The organism is Streptomyces glaucescens (genome assembly GCF_002154375.1).
Lineage (GTDB): Bacteria > Actinomycetota > Actinomycetes > Streptomycetales > Streptomycetaceae > Streptomyces > Streptomyces glaucescens.
Window position 1 is genome coordinate 1 of sequence record NZ_MUND01000296.1, and the last position, 20,838, is coordinate 20,838.

Below are 20,838 nucleotides of genomic sequence, written 5' to 3' on the forward strand. Positions count from 1 at the left end.
GGGAAGAGTCCGACGACGGTGCGGCACGGCGGCTGGGCCGAAGGCCACGGGGTCTGGCCGTCCGTGAGGGCGACGACGACGTCCGGGCGGGGCCGGGAGCGCAGGGCCCGGGCGAATCCGGAGCGCAGGTCCGTGCCTCCGCCGCCGACCAGCTCGATGTTCTCGGCACGGCAGATCGGTACGGCGATCCCGGCCGCCGCGTCGCAGGAGATCACCGAGACCAGGTCGCGCCGCCCGCCCACCGCCCGGGAGATCGCGGCCACCTCCAGCAGCGCGCCGCCCAGCTCGGCGTCGCTCACCGATCCGGAGGTGTCGATCACCACGCAGACCCGGGGCGGCGTACGGCGCAGGCTCGGCAGCACCACCCCGGGGACGCTCGCCGAGCGGCGGGACGGGCGCCGGTAGCTGTGGTTCTCCCCCGCTCCCGGGGCGCCCGCCGCCGAGCGGACCGCCGCGCCCAGCAACTGCCGCCACGGCTGGGGTGCATGGAACGCCTCTTCGGCCCAGCGGCGCCATCCCTCCGGTGCGTCGCCGGGCCTGCCCTTGATGCCCTCCGCCACCCGGAAGCGGACCGCGTCGCGCTGCTGCCTGCTCAGCCCGTGGGCCCCGTCGGCGCCCAGCTCCCACGGCCGCTGCTGGCCGTCGGCGCCGCTGCCGCAGTCCAGCCAGGCCAGCTCCGCGGCGAGGGAGGACATCGACGCCATCCGCAGATACTCCTCCATCAGCAGGTCGTCGGGCAGCCGCAGCAGCGAGGGCAGCACCGCCCCGGCGGGCCGGGGCAGTCCCTCGCCGTAGATGTCGTCGTTGATCTCGAAGTCGGCGGCGATGTTCCGCCGCAGCCGCTCGCCCGGCCCGTGCTCGTCGTGTTCCCGCGCATGGCGCTCGCCGCGCCCGTGGTGGTCCCGCAGCAGGTGGGAGACCTCGTGGACCCACACGCCCGCCAGCTCCTCCACGGGGGTGCGGGCGACGAAGGCGGGCGAGACGTAGCAGCGCCAGTACGCGTCCACCGCCATCGTCGGCACCGACCGGTCCTCCACGACGTGCAGCGCGAACAGCGCGTCGGCCAGGTACGGGCGGACCTTCACCGCGTGCAGCCGGGCGGCCAGCAGTTTCTCCCGGTCCAGCCGGAGGACGGGAGTCCCGGCCGGTTCCCCGGATCCCACCGGCGGCTCCGGCGGCGCTGCCCGCACCGGGCGCGGCGGCGCGGGCGGGGACACGGGGCGGGGTGTCGGACGCGGTGGTGCGGTCGGCTCCCGGCGCGGTGGCGCGGGCGAAGGTACCGGATACGGCACCGGGCCCCGTGCGGCCCCCGTCATCGGCCCGCCCCCGTCGCCCGGCCGGGCCGGGGCGCCGTGGCCCGTTCCACCGACCGGTCCGCGCGGCGGGCGAGGCCGATCACCTCGGTGAGCCGTTCCACCGCCTCGGGCACCTCCCAGTCGTCGCGCCGCAGCGCGGCCAGGGTGGTGGCCGGGGCGACCAGCAGGTCAGGGGCGCCGGTCTCCAGAGCCCGGACCAGGACCGCCCAGGCGGCCTCCCACCGCTGCCGCTCCGGGCGGGCCCCGACGGCGGCGATCACCGCCTCCAGCGCCGCCTGCCGCAGGTCGCCCCGCTCGGGGAGTTCGGCGGCGGCCGGGTCGGCGAGCAGCGACTCCGGGTCCGGCAGGTCCATGCGGTCCAGGTGGGCGAGGAGTTCGAGCCCGGGGCCGTCGCCCACCGCGCCCCGCACCAGCAGCGCGAGCACCTCGCGGGAGACGGCGGCCGCCGTGCCGAAGGCCAGCAGGGTCAGCGCGGCCTCCCAGCTGCGGGGCGAGGGCCAGGCGCCGCCGCGCCGGGTCTCGGTGCTGGGCAGCCGGTGGATGAGCGTGGGCCGGACCTCCAGGAAGCCGCAGACCGCGCGCCGGGCGAAGGCCACGGCCTCCGGCAGACGCTCGGGCGCCAGCCGGGGCGGCGTGGCGCGCGGCCACACCCCGCCCAGCCCGCGCACCACCACGTCCCGGTCGTGCACCCAGTACAGATGGACGAAACGGTTGGCCAGGGGCGGGCTCAGCTCCCATCCGTCCGCCGCGGAGGCGCGCGGATTGGCGGCGGCCACGATCCGCACCCCGGCCGGCAGTCGCAGCGCCCCGACTCTCCGTTCCAGGACCACCCGCAGGAGCGCGGCCTGGACGGCCGGGGTGGCGGTGGACAGCTCGTCCAGGAAGAGCAGTCCGCGCCCGGCGCGCACCAGTTCCACGGCCCACTGCGGCGGCGCCATCGGCACTCCGCGCACTTCCGGGTCGTCGCCGACGACGGGCAGCCCGGCGAAGTCGGACGGCTCGTGGACGCTGGCGATCACGGTGGTCAGCGGCAGGTCGAGGGAGGCGGCGAGCTGGGTGAGGGCCGCGGTCTTGCCGATGCCCGGCTCGCCCCAGAGCAGTACGGGCAGGTCGGCGGCGACGGCGAGGGTGAGCGCTTCGAGCTGTTCGTCGGGGCGCGGCTCGGTGGTGGTCGTCCGCAGCAGGCCGAGGAGGTCGTCGGCGAGGGCGAGCTGGGTGCCGGCCGGGGAGGCGGCGGCGGTGGGTACGGACGCGGGCAGCAGGGTGCTGGTGGTCATGGGCATCACCTGAGGTGCGAGAAGGGAACGGGACAGAGCGGGACGGGCTGTCCCGGAGGTCGTCAGGGCGTACGGCGCCGAACGACGGCGCGGGGTGGAGGAGTTCGCGGCGTCAGCGGGGCAGGCCGGTGCGGGGCCGGCCCCGTGCGGCGCGCTTGGTGCGCATCGCGGGCGGCATTCGGCGGTCCAACCGGGGCCGGTGGCCCGCCTCGGCGTGCTCCCCGCCCTGCGCGGTCCCGCCTTCGGCGGTGCGGGCGGCGGGGTGCACGGCGACCAGTCCGGCGCGGAAGAGCCCGTGGTCGACGCGGCGTGCCGCGGCCGACTCCAGTTCGTCCCGGAGCGGTCCGTCGCGCAGCACCGCGGCGGGGCCGAGCAGGCCCTCGACCACGGCCAGCGCCCCGGTGACGTCACCGTGGCGGAGCCGTTCCCGGACGGCGGGCAGGGCCTCGGGCTCGCGGTGCACCCGGTCGATGGCCCGCAGGCAGGGCAGTGCGGGGCCGCCGAGGGCCACGAGCAGTTCCTCCCGGCGCAGTTGGGCCGGTTCGTGGTCGACGGCCGTCAGCACCCCGTCCCGCAGGGCGATCCGGTGGATCTCGCCCCGGCACGGCACCCGGTGCGGGTCGCCGGTCCCGGCCGCCGGCGCGGCCTCGGGCGCGGAGCCGGGCGCCACCGGCAGGGCCGCGGCGACGAGCGGGTGCAGCCGCCCTGCCGGGACCAGCCCGGCCCGCAGCAGTTCCAGATCCGGCAGGACGCGGACGGCCGCCTCCGGCAGCATCGGGAGCGCCGCGGCCTCCTGCGCCGGCAGCGTCTCCCGCAGCGGCCGCAGGGCCGGGACATGGCTGTCGTCGGGGGCGGCGAGTTCGAGCCCGGCGCGGCTGCGGGCGCCGAGCCGTACGGTGAACGCCCCGCGGGCCCGCCCCTCGGCGCGCAGCAGCAGTTCCGCCTCGGCGGCCCAGCGCTCCACCGCCCAGGGGGCCTCGGACGCGCCGGGCCCTCCGAGGTCCGGGGGCGGTCCGGACGGCGCCGCACTCGGTGTCTCCCGCGCGCCGCAGCGCCGTGCCAGTTCGCCGCTGCGTGTGGCGTCCCAGAGGTGCCGGTGCAGGTCGAGCCGGAAACGCCGGTCGGGATGCGGGTGCGGGTGGTGCCGTGGGGTGTGGTTCGCGGACCCCTCCCACAGGGTGAGGGACATCCGCTGTCCGGCGTCCGCCCAGGCCGGTGGTGTTCGCACCACCAGTTCGAGCGGGGCGGTGCCGTGGGGGCCGTATCGGGCGAGCGAGAGGGTGAGGCCGGGCCGGAGCAGCCCGCCGGGGGCGATCCGGGGCATGTGCCAGCGCAGCAGGTCCGGCGCGAGCCGGCGCAGGTCCGCGCGGAGGCGGCTGACGAGGTCGGTGCCGTGGCGGTGGCGCACGGCGCGCAGATCGAGATCGATGTCGATCCGGGCGGCGGCGCAGGCCCCCGCCCAGTCTCCGGCCGCACGGCGTGCGGTCGCGGTCTCGATCATGGACGGTGGCACCGCGTACTCACGTACGCGCTGCCACATCAGCAGGCGGGGCGGAATGTCGTTCGCGATGTGAGGTGCCATCAGCACTCACCTGAAGCGAACGATTCCCCCAATCCACACGAGGAGTAGGTGATCATCTCCGTGAGCCTAACCGTTCCGGTGACGATCCGGCAGTCCCTTTTCCCGCCCCCGCCCGCTGAGGGACATCCCGGACCAGGGTCCGTCTTCGCATCACCCGGGTGGTAGATCATGGTGTCGTGGTACGTACGATGCGATCCGCGTGCTGCTTCTCCATCTCCCCGACCGATACTCCTGCGATCATCCCTCGATGGCCCGCTGCCACTTCAGCAGTCCGGGAGGCAGTCGCAGCCGCCGGTGAACCGGCGCACGGGGCACGGCCACCGGCCCGACCATGCGGGTCACGTCAGCGGATGTCGGGGGGTGTCTGGTCGTATGCGTGCCGTGCCTCGGCGATGACAGCACGGTGGGCAAGGGACCAGTCCGCAGGCGCCTTGACCAGGTGGGTCAGGCCGGCCCCGGTCTCGGTCAGGCGGTAGTCGACCTGGGCTGGGACGGTCGGGTAGACGGTGCGCAGCACGAGGCCGTCGCGTTCGAGCCTGCGTACGGTGAGCGTGAGCATGCGCTGGGAGATGCCGTCGATGGCGCGCTGCGGCTCGCGGAACCGACGTGGCCCGCTCGCTAGTTCGACGATCACGAGTACCGACCATTTGTCGCCGATGCGGTCCAGGACGTCGCGGAGGCCGCAGTCGGGGTGGTCTTCGCGTCCGCAGGGTCGAGGTCGTGTGCCCGTCCTGGCCCGCCCGAGTGGGCCAGGACAGGGCCCGGCACGGGGATTCGGCATGAACTCCCACCTCGTCCTCGCCGCCGCGGCGGTCATGGTGTCCGGCTCTCGTACGAGTGCCTGATCCTTTGTCGGGGCGCATCCCCCGCGAGAGCTACAGGAGCTGTCCTTGTGCGGGTGATTCGCGGACGGCGCCGGATTCCTAGCGTGGTTGTCAGGCCGCAGCCTGTGCGACCGAGACAAGGGGAGGCCACGATGAGTACAAAGTCCACCGCACGGCACGCCGGAGGCCCCGGCCCGGACACGGGCCCCGACGGTCAGGACGCTCGCGGTGGTCGCCTCGGCCGGATCGTCCGCTCTCCGCTCGGCTGGATGCTGACGGGCCTGGTCGGCGTCGGCCTGGTCTCGGGCCTGACCGCCACGGGTCCTGGTCCGGTTCCGGTGCTGGGCGCGGTGGCCGCGGTGGCCGTGTACTGGCTGGTCATGCGCCGTGTCGCGCGACGCCCGACGCCCGAGATCGCCCGGCGGGGAGCCGGCCGGGAGGCGCTGCTGGGCGGCGCGGTCGGCCTGGGCTTCGTGCTGGTGTCCGTCTTGCTGATCACGGCGTTCGGGAGCTACTCGTTCTCCTGGGCGGGCCATGGCTTCATGGCGGTCGTCTGGTCCGCGGTCATGGTGCAGATCGGCACCGCGGTCACCGAGGAGTTGTTGTTCCGCGGTCTCGCGCTGCAGGCTCTGGAGCAGCTGTGGGGCAGTAGGGCCGCCATCGTGCTCACCGGACTGTTCTTCGGCATCGCCCATCTGGGAACTCCGCAGGCCAGTGCGTGGAGTGCGCTGGCGATCGCTTCGGAGGCGGGCGTGATGCTCGGCGCCGCGTTCCTGTGGCGGCGTAACATCTGGTTCGTCGTGGGTCTGCACTTCGCCTGGAACACCACCGAGCAGCTGCTCGGCATCCCGGTCTCCGGGCACACCTCCGAGGGCCTGTTCACCGTCGACGTGCATGGCCCCGCTGTGCTGACCGGCGGTGGTTTCGGCCTGGAGGCGGCGTTGGTGCCCGTCGTCATCGGTGTGCTGCTCGCCGTCCGCATGTTCGTCCTCGCCCGCCGCGGCGGCCGTCTGCTGCCCCGTCGGTCCGCACGACACACTCAGGCCGGCTGACCGGAGGAAACGGTGATGACGTCACCTCAGGCGCCCTGGAGCCGTGCGCTGCTCCGGGCGCCGCTCGACTGGTGGGAGCAGCGGGACGCCTTCCTCAAGGACGGCGTTCTCGCCCTGGTGCTGGCCCCGTTGGCCTTCGTGCCCACGCTGTCCAACATCGGATCGCAGATCGGGGATCTGCCCGAGCGGCCGGCGAGCGCGCTGAGCGTCGGGCTGGTCCTGGCCCAGACGCTGCCGCTGGCGGCCCGCCGGCGGTGGCCTGCGGGCTGTCTGGCTGTCGTCGCGGGCGCGTTCGCCGCGCACCAGGCGCTGGGCTTCGCGACGACGTTCGGGAGTCTGGGGCTGTATCTGGCCCTGTACTCGGCCGGGGCCCACCAGGTCCGCTTCCGCCATGGTCTGGCGGGCGTGGTGAGTGCGGGCTATGCCGTGCTGGCCCTCGTCCTGGACCGGCTCGGCTCACCGCAGGACATCGCGGACTATCTCGCGTTCTATCTGACCCTGGCCGCGTTCTGGATGGTGGGCAGCACGGTGCGCACACGGCGGGCGGGAGAGGCGCAGCGGCGGCGGCTGGCCGCCGAAGTGGCCACGGCCGCGGAGCGGGCACGAATCGCCGCCGAGCTGCACGACGTGGTCACCCATCATGTGACGGCCATGGTGGTCCAGGCGGACGCGGCACAGTTCCTGCTCACCTCCGCACCGGACAAGGCCGGCGAGGGACTCTCGGCCGTCAGCGACACCGGCCGTCGGGCGCTGACAGAGCTGCGATACCTGCTCGGCGTGCTGGAGGCGACCGGCGAGTCAGCGTCCGCGGACCGGGCACCCACCCTGGGACGGCTCGGGGACCTGGTCGAACAGGCCCGCAGGTCGGGGCAGCCGGTCGAGTTCAGCGAGCAGGGCGAGCGGCGAGCGCAGTCCGTGGAGGTGGAGCTGGCCGCGTACCGGGTGGTGCAAGAGGCGCTCACCAATGCGATGAAGTACGCCGCCGGGCAGACGACACGGGTCCTGGTCCGGCACGGCGAGGAGCGCCTCGAGATCAAGGTGACCACCGACGGGCCCACCGCCTCCCCGGCGGCCGCACCTGCCGTGCGGAAGCCGGACCCTGCGGGCGGGCGTGGACTGGCGGGGCTGCGTGCACGGGCGCGGATGGTCGATGGTGAACTGGAGGCCGGACCCCGGCCCGAGGGCGGGTTCGAGGTCCACGCCACAATTCCGTCCAAGCCCGCGTCGGAGTGATCCCGTGAGCGATGCGCCGCCACCGATCCGTGTGCTCGTCTGCGACGACCAGGCACTGGTGCGCACCGGCTACGTCACCATCTTCTCCGCCCAGCCCGACATGGAGGTCGTCGGAGAGGCCGAGAACGGGCACGAGGCGGTCCAGGCCGCAGGGCGCCTGCGTCCCGACGTGGTGGTGATGGACATTCGGATGCCCCTGCTCGGCGGCATTGAGGCGACCCGGCAACTGGCCGGTCCCGGCGCCGAGGCACCGCCGAAGGTGCTGGTCGTCACCACCTTCAACGTCGACGCCTACGTCTACGACGCGCTGCGTGCCGGGGCCAGCGGCTTCCTCCTCAAGGACGCGCCCCCGGGGGAGCTGGTCAACGGCATTCGGACGGTCGCCAGGGGCGAGGCCCTGCTTGCCCCCACCGTCACCCGCCGCCTCATCGGCCACTTCGCCGAACACCTGCGCCCGGCCGATACTTCCCGGCCGGCCAGGGAGGACGTGGTACGGGCACTGACCCCGCGCGAGCTGGAGGTGCTCCGGCAGATCGCTGAGGGGCTGTCGAACGCGGAGATCGCCGCGGAGCTCTTCATCACCCCCGAGACGGTCAAGACCTATGTGTCGAGGATCCTGGCCAAACTCGGCCTGCGCGACCGAGTCCAGGCCGTCGTCCTCGCCTACCGGGTCGGGCTGGTGTCCTCCACCGGCTGAAACCCACCCGGCCATCGACCTGGACACCGGGGTGGGTACGACGCACGCCGGCTCCTGACCGGGCGTCACCGAGTGCGGTGCCGAGCCAGGTCAGGGCCGGCTGTGCCCCTGTCCACCGCCTCACCTACGCGGGAGCCCCGCCGGAACGTGCCCGGCGGGGCCACAGGAGAGCCTCACGACGCCGGCACGGTCCTTCAGCGTTATCGAGGGGACATCGCCTCCGGCTGGAAGGCGGGCCGGACGACCATCGCCGAGCCGCCGCCCCGCCGTACCGTCTCGGCCGCCGCCAGCCACTTGCCGCCGGGCAGCCGCTGGACGCCGGTGGCCGCGCCGATCTCGGGGTTGAGGCGGAAGGAGTGCCCGATGCCCTCCAGCTCGGCCCGCAGTGCGCTGTCGTACAGGCCGGGTTCGAGTTCGGTCTGGGCGGCGTTGCGCTGGCTGGCGCGCGGTGCGGCGATGGCGTCGACGAGCGGCAGGCCGCGGTCGAGGAACCCGGTCAGGGTCTGCAGCACGGTGGTGATGATGGTGGAGCCGCCGGGCGAGCCGAGCGCCACCACCGGCCGGTCGTGCCGGTCCAGCACGATCGTCGGCGACATGGAGGACCGGGGCCGCTTGCCCGGTCCGGGCAGGTTGGGGTCGTGCACGGCCGGGTCGGCGGGGGCGAAGGAGAAGTCGGTCAGCTCGTTGTTGAGCAGGAAGCCGCGGCCCGGCACGGTGATGCCGCTGCCGCCGGTCTGCTCGATGGTGAGGGTGTAGGCGACGACGTTGCCCCACTTGTCGGCGACCGTCAGATGGGTGGTGTCCTCGCCCTCGTACGTCGTGGGCACCGCCGTGCCCCCGGTTCCGCAGGCCGCCGGCCGGCGCGGGTCGCCGGGGGCGAGCGGGCTGGTGAGCACCGCGTCGTCCTTGATGAGGCAGGCCCGGCTGTCGGCGTACCGCTGCGACAGCAGTTCCTTCGTCGGTACGTCCTCGAAGGCGGGGTCACCGACCCAGCGCCCGCGGTCGGCGAAGGCGATCCGGCTGGCCTCGATGTAGCGGTGCAGGTACCGCGCCTGGCTCGCCTTCGACAGGTCGGTGCGTTCCAGGATGTTGAGGGCTTCGCCGACCGTGGTGCCGCCGGAGGAGGAGGGTGCCATGGAGTAGACGTCGAGTCCGCGGTACGAGGTCCGGCTGGGCGCCTGGAGCCTGACGCGGTAGGCGGCCAGGTCCTTCTCGGACAGGTCGCCGGGACGGGCGTTCCAGCCCGAGGCCGGGTCCACGGGCGGCTTGTTCACCGTGTCGGCGATGTCCTCGGCGAGGTCGCCCCGGTAGAGCGCGCCGACGCCCTTGCGGGCCAGTTCCTCGTAGGTGCGGGCCAGATCGGGGTTCTTGAAGGTGGAGCCGACGACCGGCAGCTTCCCGTCCGGCAGGAACAGCTCGGCGGTGTCGGGGAAGTGGCGGAACCGGGTCTCGTTGGCGGCGGTCTGGGCGCGGAAGGTGGGGTCGACGGTGAAGCCGTCGCGGGCCAGCCGTACGGCGGGCTTCAGCAGGGCGCCGAGCCGCTTGCTGCCCCACTTGTCGAGGGCGGTGCGCCAGGTGGCGGGTGTGCCGGGGGTGCCGACGGCGAGGCCGCTGCTGACGGCCTCGGCGAAGGGGATCGGCTTGCCGTTCTCCAGGAAGAGGCCGGAGTCGGCGGTGAGCGGGGCGGTCTCGCGGCCGTCGACGGTGTGCACAGTGCGGGAGCGGGCGTCGTAGTAGACGAAGTAGCCGCCTCCGCCGATGCCCGCGGAGTAGGGCTCGGTGACGCCGAGGGCGGCGGCGGTGGCGACGGCCGCGTCCACCGCGTTGCCGCCGTTCCGCAGCACCTCGATGCCGGCGGCGGAGGCGTCCGGGTCGACGCTGGCGACGGCGCCGCCCCAGCCGGCGGCGACCGGGACCTTCCCGGGCGGGGTGGGCGGGGCGGCGGGTGGCGCTGCGGCCCCCACCGACACCACCGCGGCCGAGACCGCGAGGACGGACAGCTTTCGTGCGACAGGACGACGCATCCCACCTCCAGAGAAAGGCCGTTCGGGCAGCGTAGTCCATGACCATGGGCACGTCAGGAGCACCCGGCTACGATGCCCGGCCATGAACGACGACGTGCGCAACATCGTCCTCGGTGTACTGGCGACCGGCATCAGCGCCGCGCTGGGCTGGTTCACCCGTACGTACCTCTGGAAGCGCCGGCTCCGCCGCAAGCAGGCGTTCTTCGGGCTGCCGGACGCCTCGGAGGCCCTGCTGGTGGTCAACCGGAACGCCGCCGGGCCCGAAATGGCGGTGATGCGCCATGACGTGTTCGCGCTGCTGGAACTCGCCGCGCTGATCAAGGACTGCCGGGCGCACGCGCAGGTGCTGCCGCACGACACGGCCCGTCAGGGCTTCGGGGAGCGCACCGAGTTCTGCGTGGGCGGCCCGGCCTCCAACCGTCGGATGGCCGCGCACCTGTCGTCGCTGCTGCCCGGCGTGCGGGTGAACACCGACGCCGAACCGGGCCCGGAGCGCGGCGCCTTCCAGATCGGCTCCGAGCGCCACCGCCTGGACCTGGGCCGGACCGAGTACGTGCTGCTCTCCCGGCTCACCGTGGACCACAGCCACGGCGACCGGCCGGTGTTCCTCTTCTGCGGCCAGACCGCCATCACCAACCAGGCCGCCACCCGCTACCTCGCCCGCAACCACGAGCGCTTGTCCCGCAAGTACCGCACGGGTTCCTTCGTGCTGCTGCTGAAGGTGGTCAACTCGCAGGCGTACGGGCCGGACGTGGTGGAGCTGGTGGCGGACGTGACCCGGGCGGCGCGGGCGCCGCTGCCGACGGCACCGCGGCCGTCTGCCCTTCAATGATTGTTACTTTCACGTAACTTACCGACGGGTTCTTGCCGGTGAGGCCCCGAGGTTACCGTCGGGTCACTTTTGTTGACACGAGTGAGGAGTGACCCGTGAGACCTCATCGCAAGGCCCTGCGCACGACCGCCGTGGGCGCCATCTCCGCGGCCCTGGTCGCCGCGGGCACCCTCACCACCGCCCCCGCGGCCCATGCCGCGCCGCCGAGCGTAGGGTTCGTCGACATCGCCGGTGACGGCGGTACGACGCTCAAGGCGAACGTCGTCACCCCCTCGGGCGCCGACGGCCCGCGGCGCCACCCGCTGATCGTGCTGCCCACGAGCTGGGCCACGCCGCAGATCGAGTACCTGGCGCAGGCGCAGAGGCTCGCCGACTCCGGCTATGTGGTCGTCACCTACAACGTGCGCGGGTTCTGGCAGTCCGGCGGCCATATCGAAGTCGCCGGCCCACCTGACATAGCGGACGCGTCCCGCGTCATCGACTGGGCCTTGGCCCACACCCCGGCCGACCCGGGCAAGGTCGGCATGGCGGGCGTCTCCTACGGCGCCGGCATCAGCCTGCTGACCGCCGCGCACGACGAGCGGGTCAAGGCGGTCGCCGCGCTCAGCGGCTGGGCCGACCTGATCGACTCCATCTACTCCGGCCGCACCCAGCACGCCCAGGCCGCCGCCCTGCTCCAGGGCGCGGGCGGCGTCACCGGCCGGCCGAGCGCCGAACTCCAGGAGGTCCTCCGCCACTTCTTCGCCTCCGACCTGGACAAGGAGGACGAGATGCTCGCCTGGGGGAAGAAGCGCTCCCCCGCCTCGTACGTCGACCGGATCAACGACCACGGCACGGCGGTCATGCTCGCCAACGCCTGGGGCGACACCGTCTTCCCGCCGAACCAGTACGCGGACTTCTACGAGAAGCTGACCGGCCCGAAGAGACTCCAGCTGCGGCCCGGCGACCACGCGACCGCAGAGGCGACCGGCCTGCTCGGACTGCCCAACGACGTGTGGACCGACACCGGGCGCTGGTTCGACCACCACCTCAAGGGCGAGGACAACGGCGTCGACCGCGAGCAGCCGGTGCGGCTCAGGTCCCGTTCCGGAGGGGGCTACGAGGGCTACCCGGACTGGAAGTCGGTCGCCGCGACCGAGCGGAAGATCGCCCTCGGCGGCACCACCACCATCGCCGCGAACGTCAACTCCGGGGCGGACGGCGGGATCGTCCTGCTGTCCAGTGTGCTGGACCAGATCGCCCGGCTCCCCCCGGTCGCCTCGATCCCCCTGCTCCCCCGCCGTTGGGCCGCCGTCTGGCAGTCCGGGAAGTACCCCACCGCCCAACGGGTGCGCGGCACCGCGCGGCTGCACACCACGCTCACCCCGACCAAGGAGAGCGGAACCCTCGTCGCGTACCTGTACGACGTGGGCCCGCTCGGCCTCGGCAAGCTGGTCAGCAACGCGCCGTACACCTTCCACGGGCGGACGCCCGGAAAGCCGTTCGGTGTCGACCTGGAGCTGTTCTCCACGGCCTACGACGTCCCGGCAGGGCATCGGCTCGCCCTGGTCGTCGACACGGTCGACCCGCTCTACATCGAGCACAACCCGTCCGGCGCACGGCTGACCTTCTCCTCGCCCGCGAACGACCCGTCATACGTGTCGATTCCGCTGCGCGAGCAGTGATCGGCGGCCGCGGCCGGACGGCTCGGCTCCGGGTACTGCTGCCCCCTACGGTCCGCGCATCCCGACGCAGATCGGCGAGACCATCCTCGCCACGGGGATGAACGGCACATCGTAGTCGAGATCTGAAGGACCGGTCATGGCCACCCGGTGGATGCGCCCGGACCGACGGGGTGTCCACCGGGTGCCGGGCGCACGGGTGGCAGGGACCACGGGCGCGTGCTCCCTGCTCAGCGGTGGGGGACCCTGGCGCAGAGAACGCGGGCGCGCTCGCCGCGGGGCGCGGTGAAGGACTCGCCGGCAAGGGAGACGTGCGGCTCCCCGTTGTCCTTGCTGACGTCTCCCGGCTCGATCAACGGATCGACGACCATGCTCAGCGCTACCCACTTTCGGCTGTGTCGTGGTTGCCGCAAGCTATCCACCCCGGGACGCGGCGAAGACGCGACACGCACCTTTCGAGCATTAGCCTTATTTACACCAACCCTCCGGTGCGGGCGCCCGATTCAGGCCTCCGTCCCAGGCCTCGGTCTCGGGCCTCCGCCTGGCATCCCCGCCCCGGATCTCCGCCTCACGCCCCCGCGATCTCCGCGTACAGCTGGGAGAGTTCCGGCACCCCGGAGGCCGCCCACTCCTGACCGGCGGCCACCACGTCGGCCTCGCGCCCCGAGGGCAGCAGGATGACCGGCTGGCCGTCCGAGCGGATCCCCCAGGCGGCGCCGGGCACGGTCCGCACCACCACGGTGCCCAGGTACAGCCCCGCGTCGTTGCCCAGCCGGAGCAGCGTCTCCGCGTCGTCCCGCCAGCGCGGCGGCAGCTGGTCCAGCGCCTCCAGCGAGGCCGCCGTGTCGTCCAGCCGGACCCCCGCCTGGCCCGCCTGGGACCGCAGCAGCTCGCATTCGGCCAGGAGTTCCGCGATGCCCGCGGGGTCGACAGCCTCCCGCGTGCTGCGCCGGCCGCCCAGAAAAGGGATGTTCATACTTCCAGCCTGACATTCGTACCGGCGTACGCACCACAGGGCACGCGGACGGTCCCGGCCACGCGTCCGGGCGGTTTCACGCCGTGTTCGCGCCCCGTTCGTTGACGACGCGCGGAGCCCTCTCTAGCTTCACAGAGCGATGCTCGTGTCGCTGTGTCGGGAGGTCCGGTTGGTGCGTCGAGGCGTGCGAGGGGTCGCCGTCGTCCTGCTCCTGGTCGCGTCCGTGCTCCCGACGGGCGCCGCCGCCCGGACCGGCATCGAGCGACCGGCCGAACCCGTGCTCCAGACGGACGCCGCCGCCCGGACCGGCATCGGGCGGCCGGCCGAGCCCCGGCCACTCACCCAGCTGTTCGACAACACCGCCGTCAGCGACGACGCCCGCCCCGCCGAGGCGGACTTCGACGGCACCGGCGCCTCCCTGTCCGCGCGGGACCTCGCCGCGGCCGGCTGGACCCCCGGCCGCGTCCTCACCGTGCAGGGCGCCCGGCTCACCTGGCCGAAGCGGGCCGCGGGCGAGCCGGACAACGTCGTCGCCGACGGGCAGACGGTACGGGTGAGCGGCCGCGGCGACGCCCTCGCCTTCCTGGTCGCGGGCACCGCGGGCCAGGACGTCACCGGCTCCGGCACGGTCGGCTACGCCGACGGCTCCGCCTCCCCGTACGTGCTGACCGCCCCCGACTGGCGCCGGGGACCGCTCGCCACCAAGGCGGTGGCCCTGCCGCACATCAACACCCCCGGCGGCCCGCTCGCCGAACGAGCCCGGCTGTACGTCGTCACCGTGCCCGTCGAGCCGGGCCGCCCGGTCACCTCGGTACGGCTGCCGCGCGCGGCCGGACTGCATGTGTTCGCGGTGTCGGTGCGGGCGCGCACGGCGGGCTGGACCGGCAGCTGGGCGGCGGCGACCTCCGGGTACCTGAGCGTCGGCCCGTGGACCGACCGCACGCTGCGCCTGGTGGTGCACACCTCGGCTGGCGGCCCCCGGGTGCGGCTGCGGTTCGACAACACCTTCGCCGCCACGCCGGTGCGGATCGGCAGCGTCACGGTCGCGCTGCGGGCGAAGGGCGCCGCGGCACTCGGCACACCGGCGCGGGTGACGTTCGGCGGCGCGGCGGGCACGCAGATCGCCGCGGGCGCGCAGGCCTACAGCGACCCCGTCGGCTTCGAGGTGCCGCCGGACAGCGATCTCCTGGTCAGCTTCCACCTTCCCGGCACGGTCCCGGCGGCCCCCGTGCACCGGCTCGCGCTGCAGCGGTCGTACGTCAGCGAGCCCGGCGACCACACGGCCGACAGGGCGGCGACCGCGTACACCACGGTCCTCACCAGCTGGCCGCTGCTGACCGGGGTGGACGTGGGCGGCGGACCGGGATCGGTGGTGGCGCTCGGTGACTCGATCACCGACGGGGCCCGCTCGACAGTGGACGCCAACCGACGCTGGCCGGACGTGCTGGCCCGGCGGCTGGCGGCCCGCACGGGGGTGCCGCGCTACGGGGTGCTCAACCAGGGCATCTCGGCGAACCGCGTGGTCACCGACCGCTACCCGGGCGACGGGATCTCCACCGACTCCGGCGGGGTGAGCGCCCTGCACCGGCTCGACCGGGACGTGTTCGCCCAGACCTCGGCCCGCACGCTGATCGTCCTCGAGGGCGTCAACGACCTGCGCACGGGCGCCACCGCGGGCGCGGTGACCGCCGGGCTGCGGAAGATCGCCGAGCGGGCGCACGCGCGCGGGCTGCGCGTGCTGGCGGCGACGATCCTGCCCTGCGGGGGCGAGGTCCACTGCACGCCCGCCGTCGACGCCGAGCGGGTGGCGGTCAACGACTGGATCCGCCGCGCCGGGGTGTTCGACGGGGTGCTCGACTTCGACGCGGTGATCCGGGACCCGGCGCATCCGTCCCGGATGCTCCCCGCCTACGACAGCGGGGACCATCTGCACCCGGGCGACGCCGGGCTCTCGGCCATGGCCGAGTCGGTGGACCTGCGGCTGCTGTGACCGTGCGGCCGCGGTGACCCGGCGTCCTACACGTCCAGGTCGACGACGACCGGCGCGTGGTCCGAGGCGCCCTTGCCCTTGCGCTCCTCACGGTCGACGTAGGCGTCCTTGACGGCCCCGGCGAACGGCTGGTTGCCGTAGACCAGGTCGATACGCATGCCGCGGTTCTTGGGGAAGCAGAGCTGGCGGTAGTCCCAGTAGGTGAACGGGTGGTCGTACTTCAGGGGGCGCGGCACCACGTCGTTCAGGCCCGCCTCGCGCAGGGCGGCGAGGGCGGCGCGCTCGGCCGGGGTGACGTGCGTGGAGCCCTCGAAGGCGGCCGGGTCGAAGACGTCGTCGTCGGTCGGGGCCACGTTGTAGTCGCCCATGACGGCGAAGGGGCGGCTGCCTGCGGCGTCCCCCGCGACGGCGGCCCGCAGGGCCTCGAACCACTGGAGCTTGTACGCGTAGTGCGGGTGCTCCACCTCGCGGCCGTTCGGCACGTACACCGACCAGACGCGGACCGGGCCGCAGGTCGCGGAGATGGCGCGGGGCTCCACCGCGCCGTCGAAGCCGGGGTCGCCGGGCAGGCCCTTGACCACGTCCTCGATGCCGACGCGGGAGAGCACCGCCACGCCGTTCCAGCGGCCCGTGGCGTGCACCGCCGCCTCGTAGCCGAGGTCGCGCAGCTGGTCGAACGGGAACTGCTCCTCGGCGACCTTGGCCTCCTGGAGGCAGAGCACGTCGGTGCCGCTGCTCTCCAGCCAGGCCAGCAGCCTCGGCAGGCGGGCGGTGATCGAGTTCACGTTCCAGGTCGCGATGCGCATGCCTCACAACCTACCCGGCGCCACTGACAACGCGGCCCGCCCGGGCTGCCTCACACGTCGGCGGACTCGCCCGGCGTCAGCCGCAGGTGCTCCGAGCCGCCCAGGGCGCCGATCTGACGGTCGTAGATCGGGCGGGCGAGGTCGGTGAGGAGCGCGTCGTGGATGTCGTAGGCGCGCCTCGGCCGGACCTCGCGGACGTAGTCGATGACCTCGGAGATCTTGCTCCACGGGGCCATCACCGGCAGCAGCAGCGTCTCCACCGGGTGGTCGGGGACGGTGAGGGCGTCGCCGGGGTGAAAGACCTTCCCGCCGTCGATCAGATAGCCGACGTTGGTGATGCGCGGGATGTCCGGGTGGATCACCGCGTGCAGCTCACCGTGCACCTGCACGTCGAAGCCCGCGGCCGTGAAGGTGTCGCCGTGGCCGACGGTGTGCACCCGCCCGGGGAACGCCGCCGAGATCCGCTCCGCGACCGACTTCAGGGTCCAGATCTCGGCGGCCGGACTGGCCTCCAGGCCGGCCCGCAGCCGGCCCTCGTCGAAGTGGTCGGGGTGCTCGTGCGTGACGAGGATCGCGTCCGCGCCGACGGTGGCGTCCGCCTCGGTGAACCCGCCGGGGTCGAGGACGAGCGTGCGCCCGTCCTTCTCCAGACGGACGCAGGCGTGCGACTTCTTCGTGAGCTTCAGCTTCATGGAGCCATCCTGCCGCCCGACGGGAACGGGTGCTCACTCCTGGGGGGTGGTCTCCTGCCGGATGACCTCCTGCGCCACCTTGAAGGCGCTGTTCGCCGCCGGTACGCCGCAGTAGACGGCGGCGTGCAGCAGCACCTCCTTGATCTCGGCCGGGGTCAGGCCGTTGCGCAGCGCGGCGCGCGTGTGGAAGGCCAGCTCCTCCAGGTGCCCGCCGGCGACCAGGGCGGTGAGGGTGATGCAGCTGCGGGTGCGCCGGTCCAGGCCGGGGCGGTCCCAGATCTCGCCCCAGGCGTAGCGGGTGACGAACTCCTGGAAGTCGCCGGAGAACTCGTCCGCCTGCGCCAGCGCCTGGTCGACGTGCGCGTCGCCGAGGACCTCACGGCGCACCTTGATCCCGGCGTCGTACGGGTCCGGCCGGCCCACGGCCTGCGGCTGGGCGGCGGGCGGGGCGATCTCGGCGATGGGCGCGGTCGGCGCGGTCTGCGGGGGCACGGCGGCGAGGACCGGCTTGACCGGCGTCGCCGCGATGGCGATCTGGCCGGTGCCCGGGTCGACGAGCGGCTGCCAGGCCGTGGAGAAGTGGGTCACCAGCAGGTCCGTGACCGCGGCGGGCTGCTCCACCGGCACCAGGTGGGAGGCGCCCGGGACGACCGCGAGCCGGGCGTCGGGGATCCCGGCGACCAGGGTGCGGGCCTCGGCGGGGCCGGTGACCTGGTCCTCCGAGCCCACCAGCACCAGGGTCGGCACGCCCACCCGGCCCAGCTCGGGCCGCACGTCGAAGGTGGCCAGCGCCTCGCAGGCGGCGATGTAGCAGCCGGGGTCGGTGGTGCGCACCATCTGCACCGCCCAGTCGGTGATCGCGGGCTGGGCGGCGGCGAAGCCGGTGGTGAACCAGCGGTCGGGCGAGGTGCGGGCGATCGGGTCCAGGCCGTTCGTCCGGACGATCACCCCGCGCTGGCGGAACTCGTCCGCCGTGCCGAACCGCGGGGAGGCCGCGATCAGCACCAGGGACGCCAGGCGCTCCGGGTGGCGCAGGGCCAGCTCCACGCCGATGGCGCCGCCGAGCGCGCATCCCGCGTAGCCGAAGCGCTGGACGCCGAGGCTGTCGAGGGTGGCGAGCAGTCTGGTGGTGAGTTCGCTGACGGAGCCGGCGGGGTGGGCGGGGGCTCCGCCGTGGCCCGGCAGGTCGAACCGGAAGACGCGCCACTGCTTGGTCAGCTCCGGGACCTGCCGGTCCCACATGTGCCAGGTGGTGCCCAGTGAGGGACCCAGGATCAGGACCGGGGCGTCTTCTCTCCCGTCGAAGCGGTATTGCAGGGTGTTCGTCGGTGTCTCACTCACGCCCCAGACCCTCTCACGTATCACGGACGCCCCTGTAGCGGGGGACGCTGGGTACCCTATTGACCAGGTTGGAGACCTCTCGGGCGGCATGCCGATCGAAGCATCGGACGATCTCGCGCCGAGTCCTGCCCTCCTGGTGCGGCGTTCGCAGTACGCCTGGGGGCGCGGGTCGTGGCGCAGCCGGGTGAAGACCTTGCGGTGCGCAGTTGCGTCGGCCTGCCGGTCGCCGCCATGACTGAGTCGGCGCGAGCTCGGCCGGCCCGACGAGTACTCGACGGGACTGACTTCGCACAGCACCGCGGAGTCCTTGGCGAGCTTGAACATCCGGGCGCTTCGCACCGGACCGTCGCCTGATCTGGCCCGCGCCCTGGCGTGACCGCTGAGCACGGCCCGCGCGGCAGCCTGTGCGTCACACGGGTCCGGTTTCCCGAGCAGACGGCGGGCCGAACGGTCGGGCCGGTTCGCCTCGTACACCTCGACGTGCCGAGCCGGCGGATAACGGGACAGGCCCGCTCCGAACGTGCCGGTGCCCTCCACACCAGCCCGGCGCACCGTCCCCAGCGTCAGGCCCAGACGAGCAGGCGACTGCAGCCGGCCGCCGTTGCCGGAAACGACTCGGTACCCAGGATCTCCCCGGCGGGGAGACCACGGCGGCAACACGAACCTCCGCCTGTCCGCGGCAGAGCCGTGGCGCACCCGCGGGTGCTGTTCCGGCCGCCGCCGCACGCACTGCCCCGGTGAGGCCGGCACGTCCGGCACGCGCGCGGGGCCCGGCCGACATATCGGCCGGGCCCCGTGATGAGGGGTATGCGCGGGTCAGATCACCATCGGTACCAGCGTCCTCGGCCACCACCGGCTGTGGTGGACCGCATGACGAAGCCGAGAAGCCACAGCACCAGGACGGCGACAGCGACCCACCAAAGGATCTCGACGGCGAAACCGGCGCCGAAGAGGATCAGCGCAAGAAGCAGAACAAGCAGCAGGGGAACCATGTTTACCAACCTCCTGCACACTCGCTTGTCCCGCATATCTTCCTTCATTCATCCACGACGCTTTGTTTGTGAAGGAGACACCGGGGCACGAGCGGGTTACCGCAACAGCGGAAAAACCTAGAGGAGGTGCTCTTCCATGGCTGCCGACGAGAAGGCCAAGGCGAAGGCCGAGCAGGCCAAGGGCAAGGCGAAGGAAGCTCTGGGAAGCGCTACCGGCAACGACCGAATGGCCGCTGAGGGACAGGCGGAAAAGAGCACGGGAGATGCCCGCGAGGCAAAGGAAAAGGTCAAGGACGTGTTCAAGCACTGACCACGCGTCCCAACCGCTGATCCGAAAAGGGGCCTGCGCCGCGTCATTGCGGGAGGGCCCCTTTCCGGTGGGCGGAGGGCGGAAGCCCGGGCCCGCTGGGACCGTCCGCCGACCGGGACGGTGGCCCGGAACGCGTACCGTTCATACGTCCATTGACCGAAGGTGAGAGCATCCCCGTCATGGATGACGGAAACGGTCACGGGTCCCGATGGTGGGCGGCGCTGCGCCGGACGCCGGTGGCCGTCTGGAACGATGACGTCACGGACTGGGCCGCCGCGCTGACCTATTACGCGGTCCTGGCCCTGTTTCCCCTGCTGCTGGTGATCGTCTCGATCCTGGGTCTGACCATGCCCACGGCCCAGCCGGAGCTCATCGACCGCATATCGCGAGCCGCCCCGGAAGCGTCCCGCGCGCTGCTGCGCAGCACCCTGCGGCAGATGGCCGGACAGTCCTCGGCGGCATGGACGCTGATCTTTTTCGGAGGGGCGGGAGCCCTGTGGTCGGGATGCAGCTATCTGAGCGTCTTCCGCCGGGCGTTGCACGCCATGCATCAAGTCAGCGCGCACCGGCCCGTCTTGCGCACCGCTCCGCGCATCATCATCACGGCTCTCGTCCTGATCTTCCTGCTTCTCACGTCGACCCTCGCCTTGTTTCTCACCGGGAGCCTGGCCCGGCGTCTGGGCCGGGCCCTGCAGCTGGGTACCGGGCCGCAGGACGCCTGGGACACACTGCGGTGGCCGGTCGTGACGGTGGTCGCCGTCACGCTGGTGCTCGTCCTGTACCGTTCGGGCCCGGCGTCCTCCCGCCCTGTCGGGAAGATGGCGCCCGGCGGCACACTCGCGGTGGCGCTCCTGTTGGCCGCGTCGCTCGGCTTCGCCGTCTACACCTCCCAGGTCGGCACCTATCACCGCCTGTACGGCTCACTGGCAGGCGTCGTGGTCTTCCTGGTGTGGCTCTGGCTGTCCAACCTGGCGCTTCTGATCGGCGCTCAGTTCAACGCAGAGCTGATGAAGCCTGGGCAAGGAGCACCCGGGCAAGAGGAATGAGACGGCACGCACGCGCCCGGATCGCGGGAGCGAGCACGCCGCCGCACCAGCGCCGGCCCGCCGGTACGGGCCCGCCCCGACCGGCAGGACCCCGCGACGTGAGGCACGGAGCCCGGCCTCCGCGCCGCTTGGCGAGTCACAGGCGGGCGACGTCCGGGTGCCTGGGCCGACGGCCGTCAGACTGTGC

Annotated in this window: 17 protein-coding genes and 1 pseudogene; 8 read left to right on the plus strand and 10 right to left on the minus strand. The window is 73.2% G+C overall.

Going from position 1 to position 20,838, the window contains the following annotated elements:
* The 4 genes and pseudogenes from CCN42_RS20005 to CCN42_RS20020 form a co-directional block, all read right to left on the minus strand.
* On the minus strand, positions 1-1,316 hold a 1,316-nt coding region (locus tag CCN42_RS20005; RefSeq protein ID WP_422641178.1), incomplete at its 3' end, for a vWA domain-containing protein.
* Positions 1,313-2,593 (minus strand): AAA family ATPase, encoded by a 1,281-nt coding sequence (locus CCN42_RS20010; RefSeq protein WP_086737529.1) that lies wholly within the window; start codon positions 2,591-2,593, stop codon positions 1,313-1,315. The genes CCN42_RS20010 and CCN42_RS20005, both read right to left, overlap by 4 nt.
* A 112-nt stretch (positions 2,594-2,705) precedes the next feature.
* Complete coding sequence (locus CCN42_RS20015; protein ID WP_086737565.1) at positions 2,706-4,175, minus strand: hypothetical protein; 1,470 nt, start codon at positions 4,173-4,175, stop codon at positions 2,706-2,708.
* 343 nt (positions 4,176-4,518) lie between these two features.
* Positions 4,519-4,887, minus strand: a pseudogene (locus tag CCN42_RS20020) (winged helix-turn-helix transcriptional regulator); the annotation flags it as partial.
* A gap of 264 nt (positions 4,888-5,151) precedes the next feature.
* On the opposite strand from CCN42_RS20020, the gene CCN42_RS20025 reads away from it, so the two are divergent.
* The 3 genes from CCN42_RS20025 to CCN42_RS20035 are packed head-to-tail and all read left to right on the plus strand — an operon-like array spanning position 5,152 to position 7,981.
* The gene (locus tag CCN42_RS20025) at positions 5,152-6,051 is read left to right on the plus strand and encodes a CPBP family intramembrane glutamic endopeptidase (RefSeq protein ID WP_086737531.1); all 900 of its coding nucleotides are present in this window, start codon (positions 5,152-5,154) and stop codon (positions 6,049-6,051) included.
* A 15-nt stretch (positions 6,052-6,066) separates the two neighbouring features.
* Positions 6,067-7,284, plus strand: coding sequence for a sensor histidine kinase (locus CCN42_RS20030; RefSeq protein WP_086737533.1), 1,218 nt, complete (start codon positions 6,067-6,069; stop codon positions 7,282-7,284).
* 4 nt (positions 7,285-7,288) lie between these two features.
* Positions 7,289-7,981 (plus strand): response regulator, encoded by a 693-nt coding sequence (locus CCN42_RS20035; protein WP_086737535.1) that lies wholly within the window; start codon positions 7,289-7,291, stop codon positions 7,979-7,981.
* A 200-nt stretch (positions 7,982-8,181) separates the two neighbouring features.
* Here the strand turns inward: CCN42_RS20035 and ggt are convergent, their stop codons facing one another.
* Complete coding sequence (gene ggt / locus CCN42_RS20040; RefSeq protein ID WP_086737537.1) at positions 8,182-10,005, minus strand: gamma-glutamyltransferase; 1,824 nt, start codon at positions 10,003-10,005, stop codon at positions 8,182-8,184.
* Between the two features lie 82 nt (positions 10,006-10,087).
* Between ggt and CCN42_RS20045 the strand changes: the two genes are divergently transcribed.
* On the plus strand, positions 10,088-10,837 hold the full coding sequence (locus CCN42_RS20045; RefSeq protein WP_086737539.1) for a hypothetical protein: 750 nt from the start codon (positions 10,088-10,090) through the stop codon (positions 10,835-10,837).
* Positions 10,838-10,932: 95 nt separating this feature from the next.
* A complete protein-coding gene (locus CCN42_RS20050) occupies positions 10,933-12,501 on the plus strand; it encodes a CocE/NonD family hydrolase (RefSeq protein WP_086737541.1) in 1,569 nt (522 codons plus the stop codon).
* A 565-nt stretch (positions 12,502-13,066) separates the two neighbouring features.
* Here the strand turns inward: CCN42_RS20050 and CCN42_RS20055 are convergent.
* Positions 13,067-13,474, minus strand: a complete 408-nt coding sequence (locus CCN42_RS20055) for a DUF6278 family protein (protein WP_086737542.1) — start codon at positions 13,472-13,474, stop codon at positions 13,067-13,069.
* A gap of 139 nt (positions 13,475-13,613) precedes the next feature.
* Between CCN42_RS20055 and CCN42_RS20060 the strand changes: the two genes are divergently transcribed.
* Entirely contained in the window at positions 13,614-15,464 is a 1,851-nt protein-coding gene (locus CCN42_RS20060; protein WP_086737544.1) for an SGNH/GDSL hydrolase family protein, read from the plus strand.
* Between the two features lie 26 nt (positions 15,465-15,490).
* Here CCN42_RS20060 and CCN42_RS20065 read toward each other — a convergent pair whose 3' ends face one another.
* The 4 genes from CCN42_RS20065 to CCN42_RS20080 form a co-directional block, all read right to left on the minus strand.
* The gene (locus CCN42_RS20065; protein ID WP_086170866.1) at positions 15,491-16,270 is read right to left on the minus strand and encodes an exodeoxyribonuclease III; all 780 of its coding nucleotides are present in this window, start codon (positions 16,268-16,270) and stop codon (positions 15,491-15,493) included.
* Between the two features lie 50 nt (positions 16,271-16,320).
* On the minus strand, positions 16,321-16,956 hold the full coding sequence (locus CCN42_RS20070; RefSeq protein ID WP_086737567.1) for an MBL fold metallo-hydrolase: 636 nt from the start codon (positions 16,954-16,956) through the stop codon (positions 16,321-16,323).
* Positions 16,957-16,995: 39 nt separating this feature from the next.
* On the minus strand, positions 16,996-18,303 hold the full coding sequence (gene pcaDC, locus CCN42_RS20075; protein WP_086170865.1) for a bifunctional 3-oxoadipate enol-lactonase/4-carboxymuconolactone decarboxylase PcaDC: 1,308 nt from the start codon (positions 18,301-18,303) through the stop codon (positions 16,996-16,998).
* 821 nt (positions 18,304-19,124) lie between these two features.
* Complete coding sequence (locus tag CCN42_RS20080) at positions 19,125-19,295, minus strand: hydrophobic protein (RefSeq protein WP_086737569.1); 171 nt, start codon at positions 19,293-19,295, stop codon at positions 19,125-19,127.
* A 136-nt stretch (positions 19,296-19,431) separates the two neighbouring features.
* On the opposite strand from CCN42_RS20080, the gene CCN42_RS20085 reads away from it, so the two are divergent.
* Together CCN42_RS20085 and CCN42_RS20090 are read left to right on the plus strand one after the other, a co-directional pair.
* Positions 19,432-19,605 carry a CsbD family protein gene (locus tag CCN42_RS20085; RefSeq protein ID WP_086737546.1) on the plus strand — a complete coding sequence of 58 codons (174 nt, stop codon included), beginning with the start codon at positions 19,432-19,434 and terminating at the stop codon, positions 19,603-19,605.
* 179 nt (positions 19,606-19,784) lie between these two features.
* Entirely contained in the window at positions 19,785-20,651 is an 867-nt protein-coding gene (locus CCN42_RS20090) for a YihY/virulence factor BrkB family protein (RefSeq protein ID WP_086737548.1), read from the plus strand.
* Positions 20,652-20,838 lie beyond the last annotated feature (187 nt).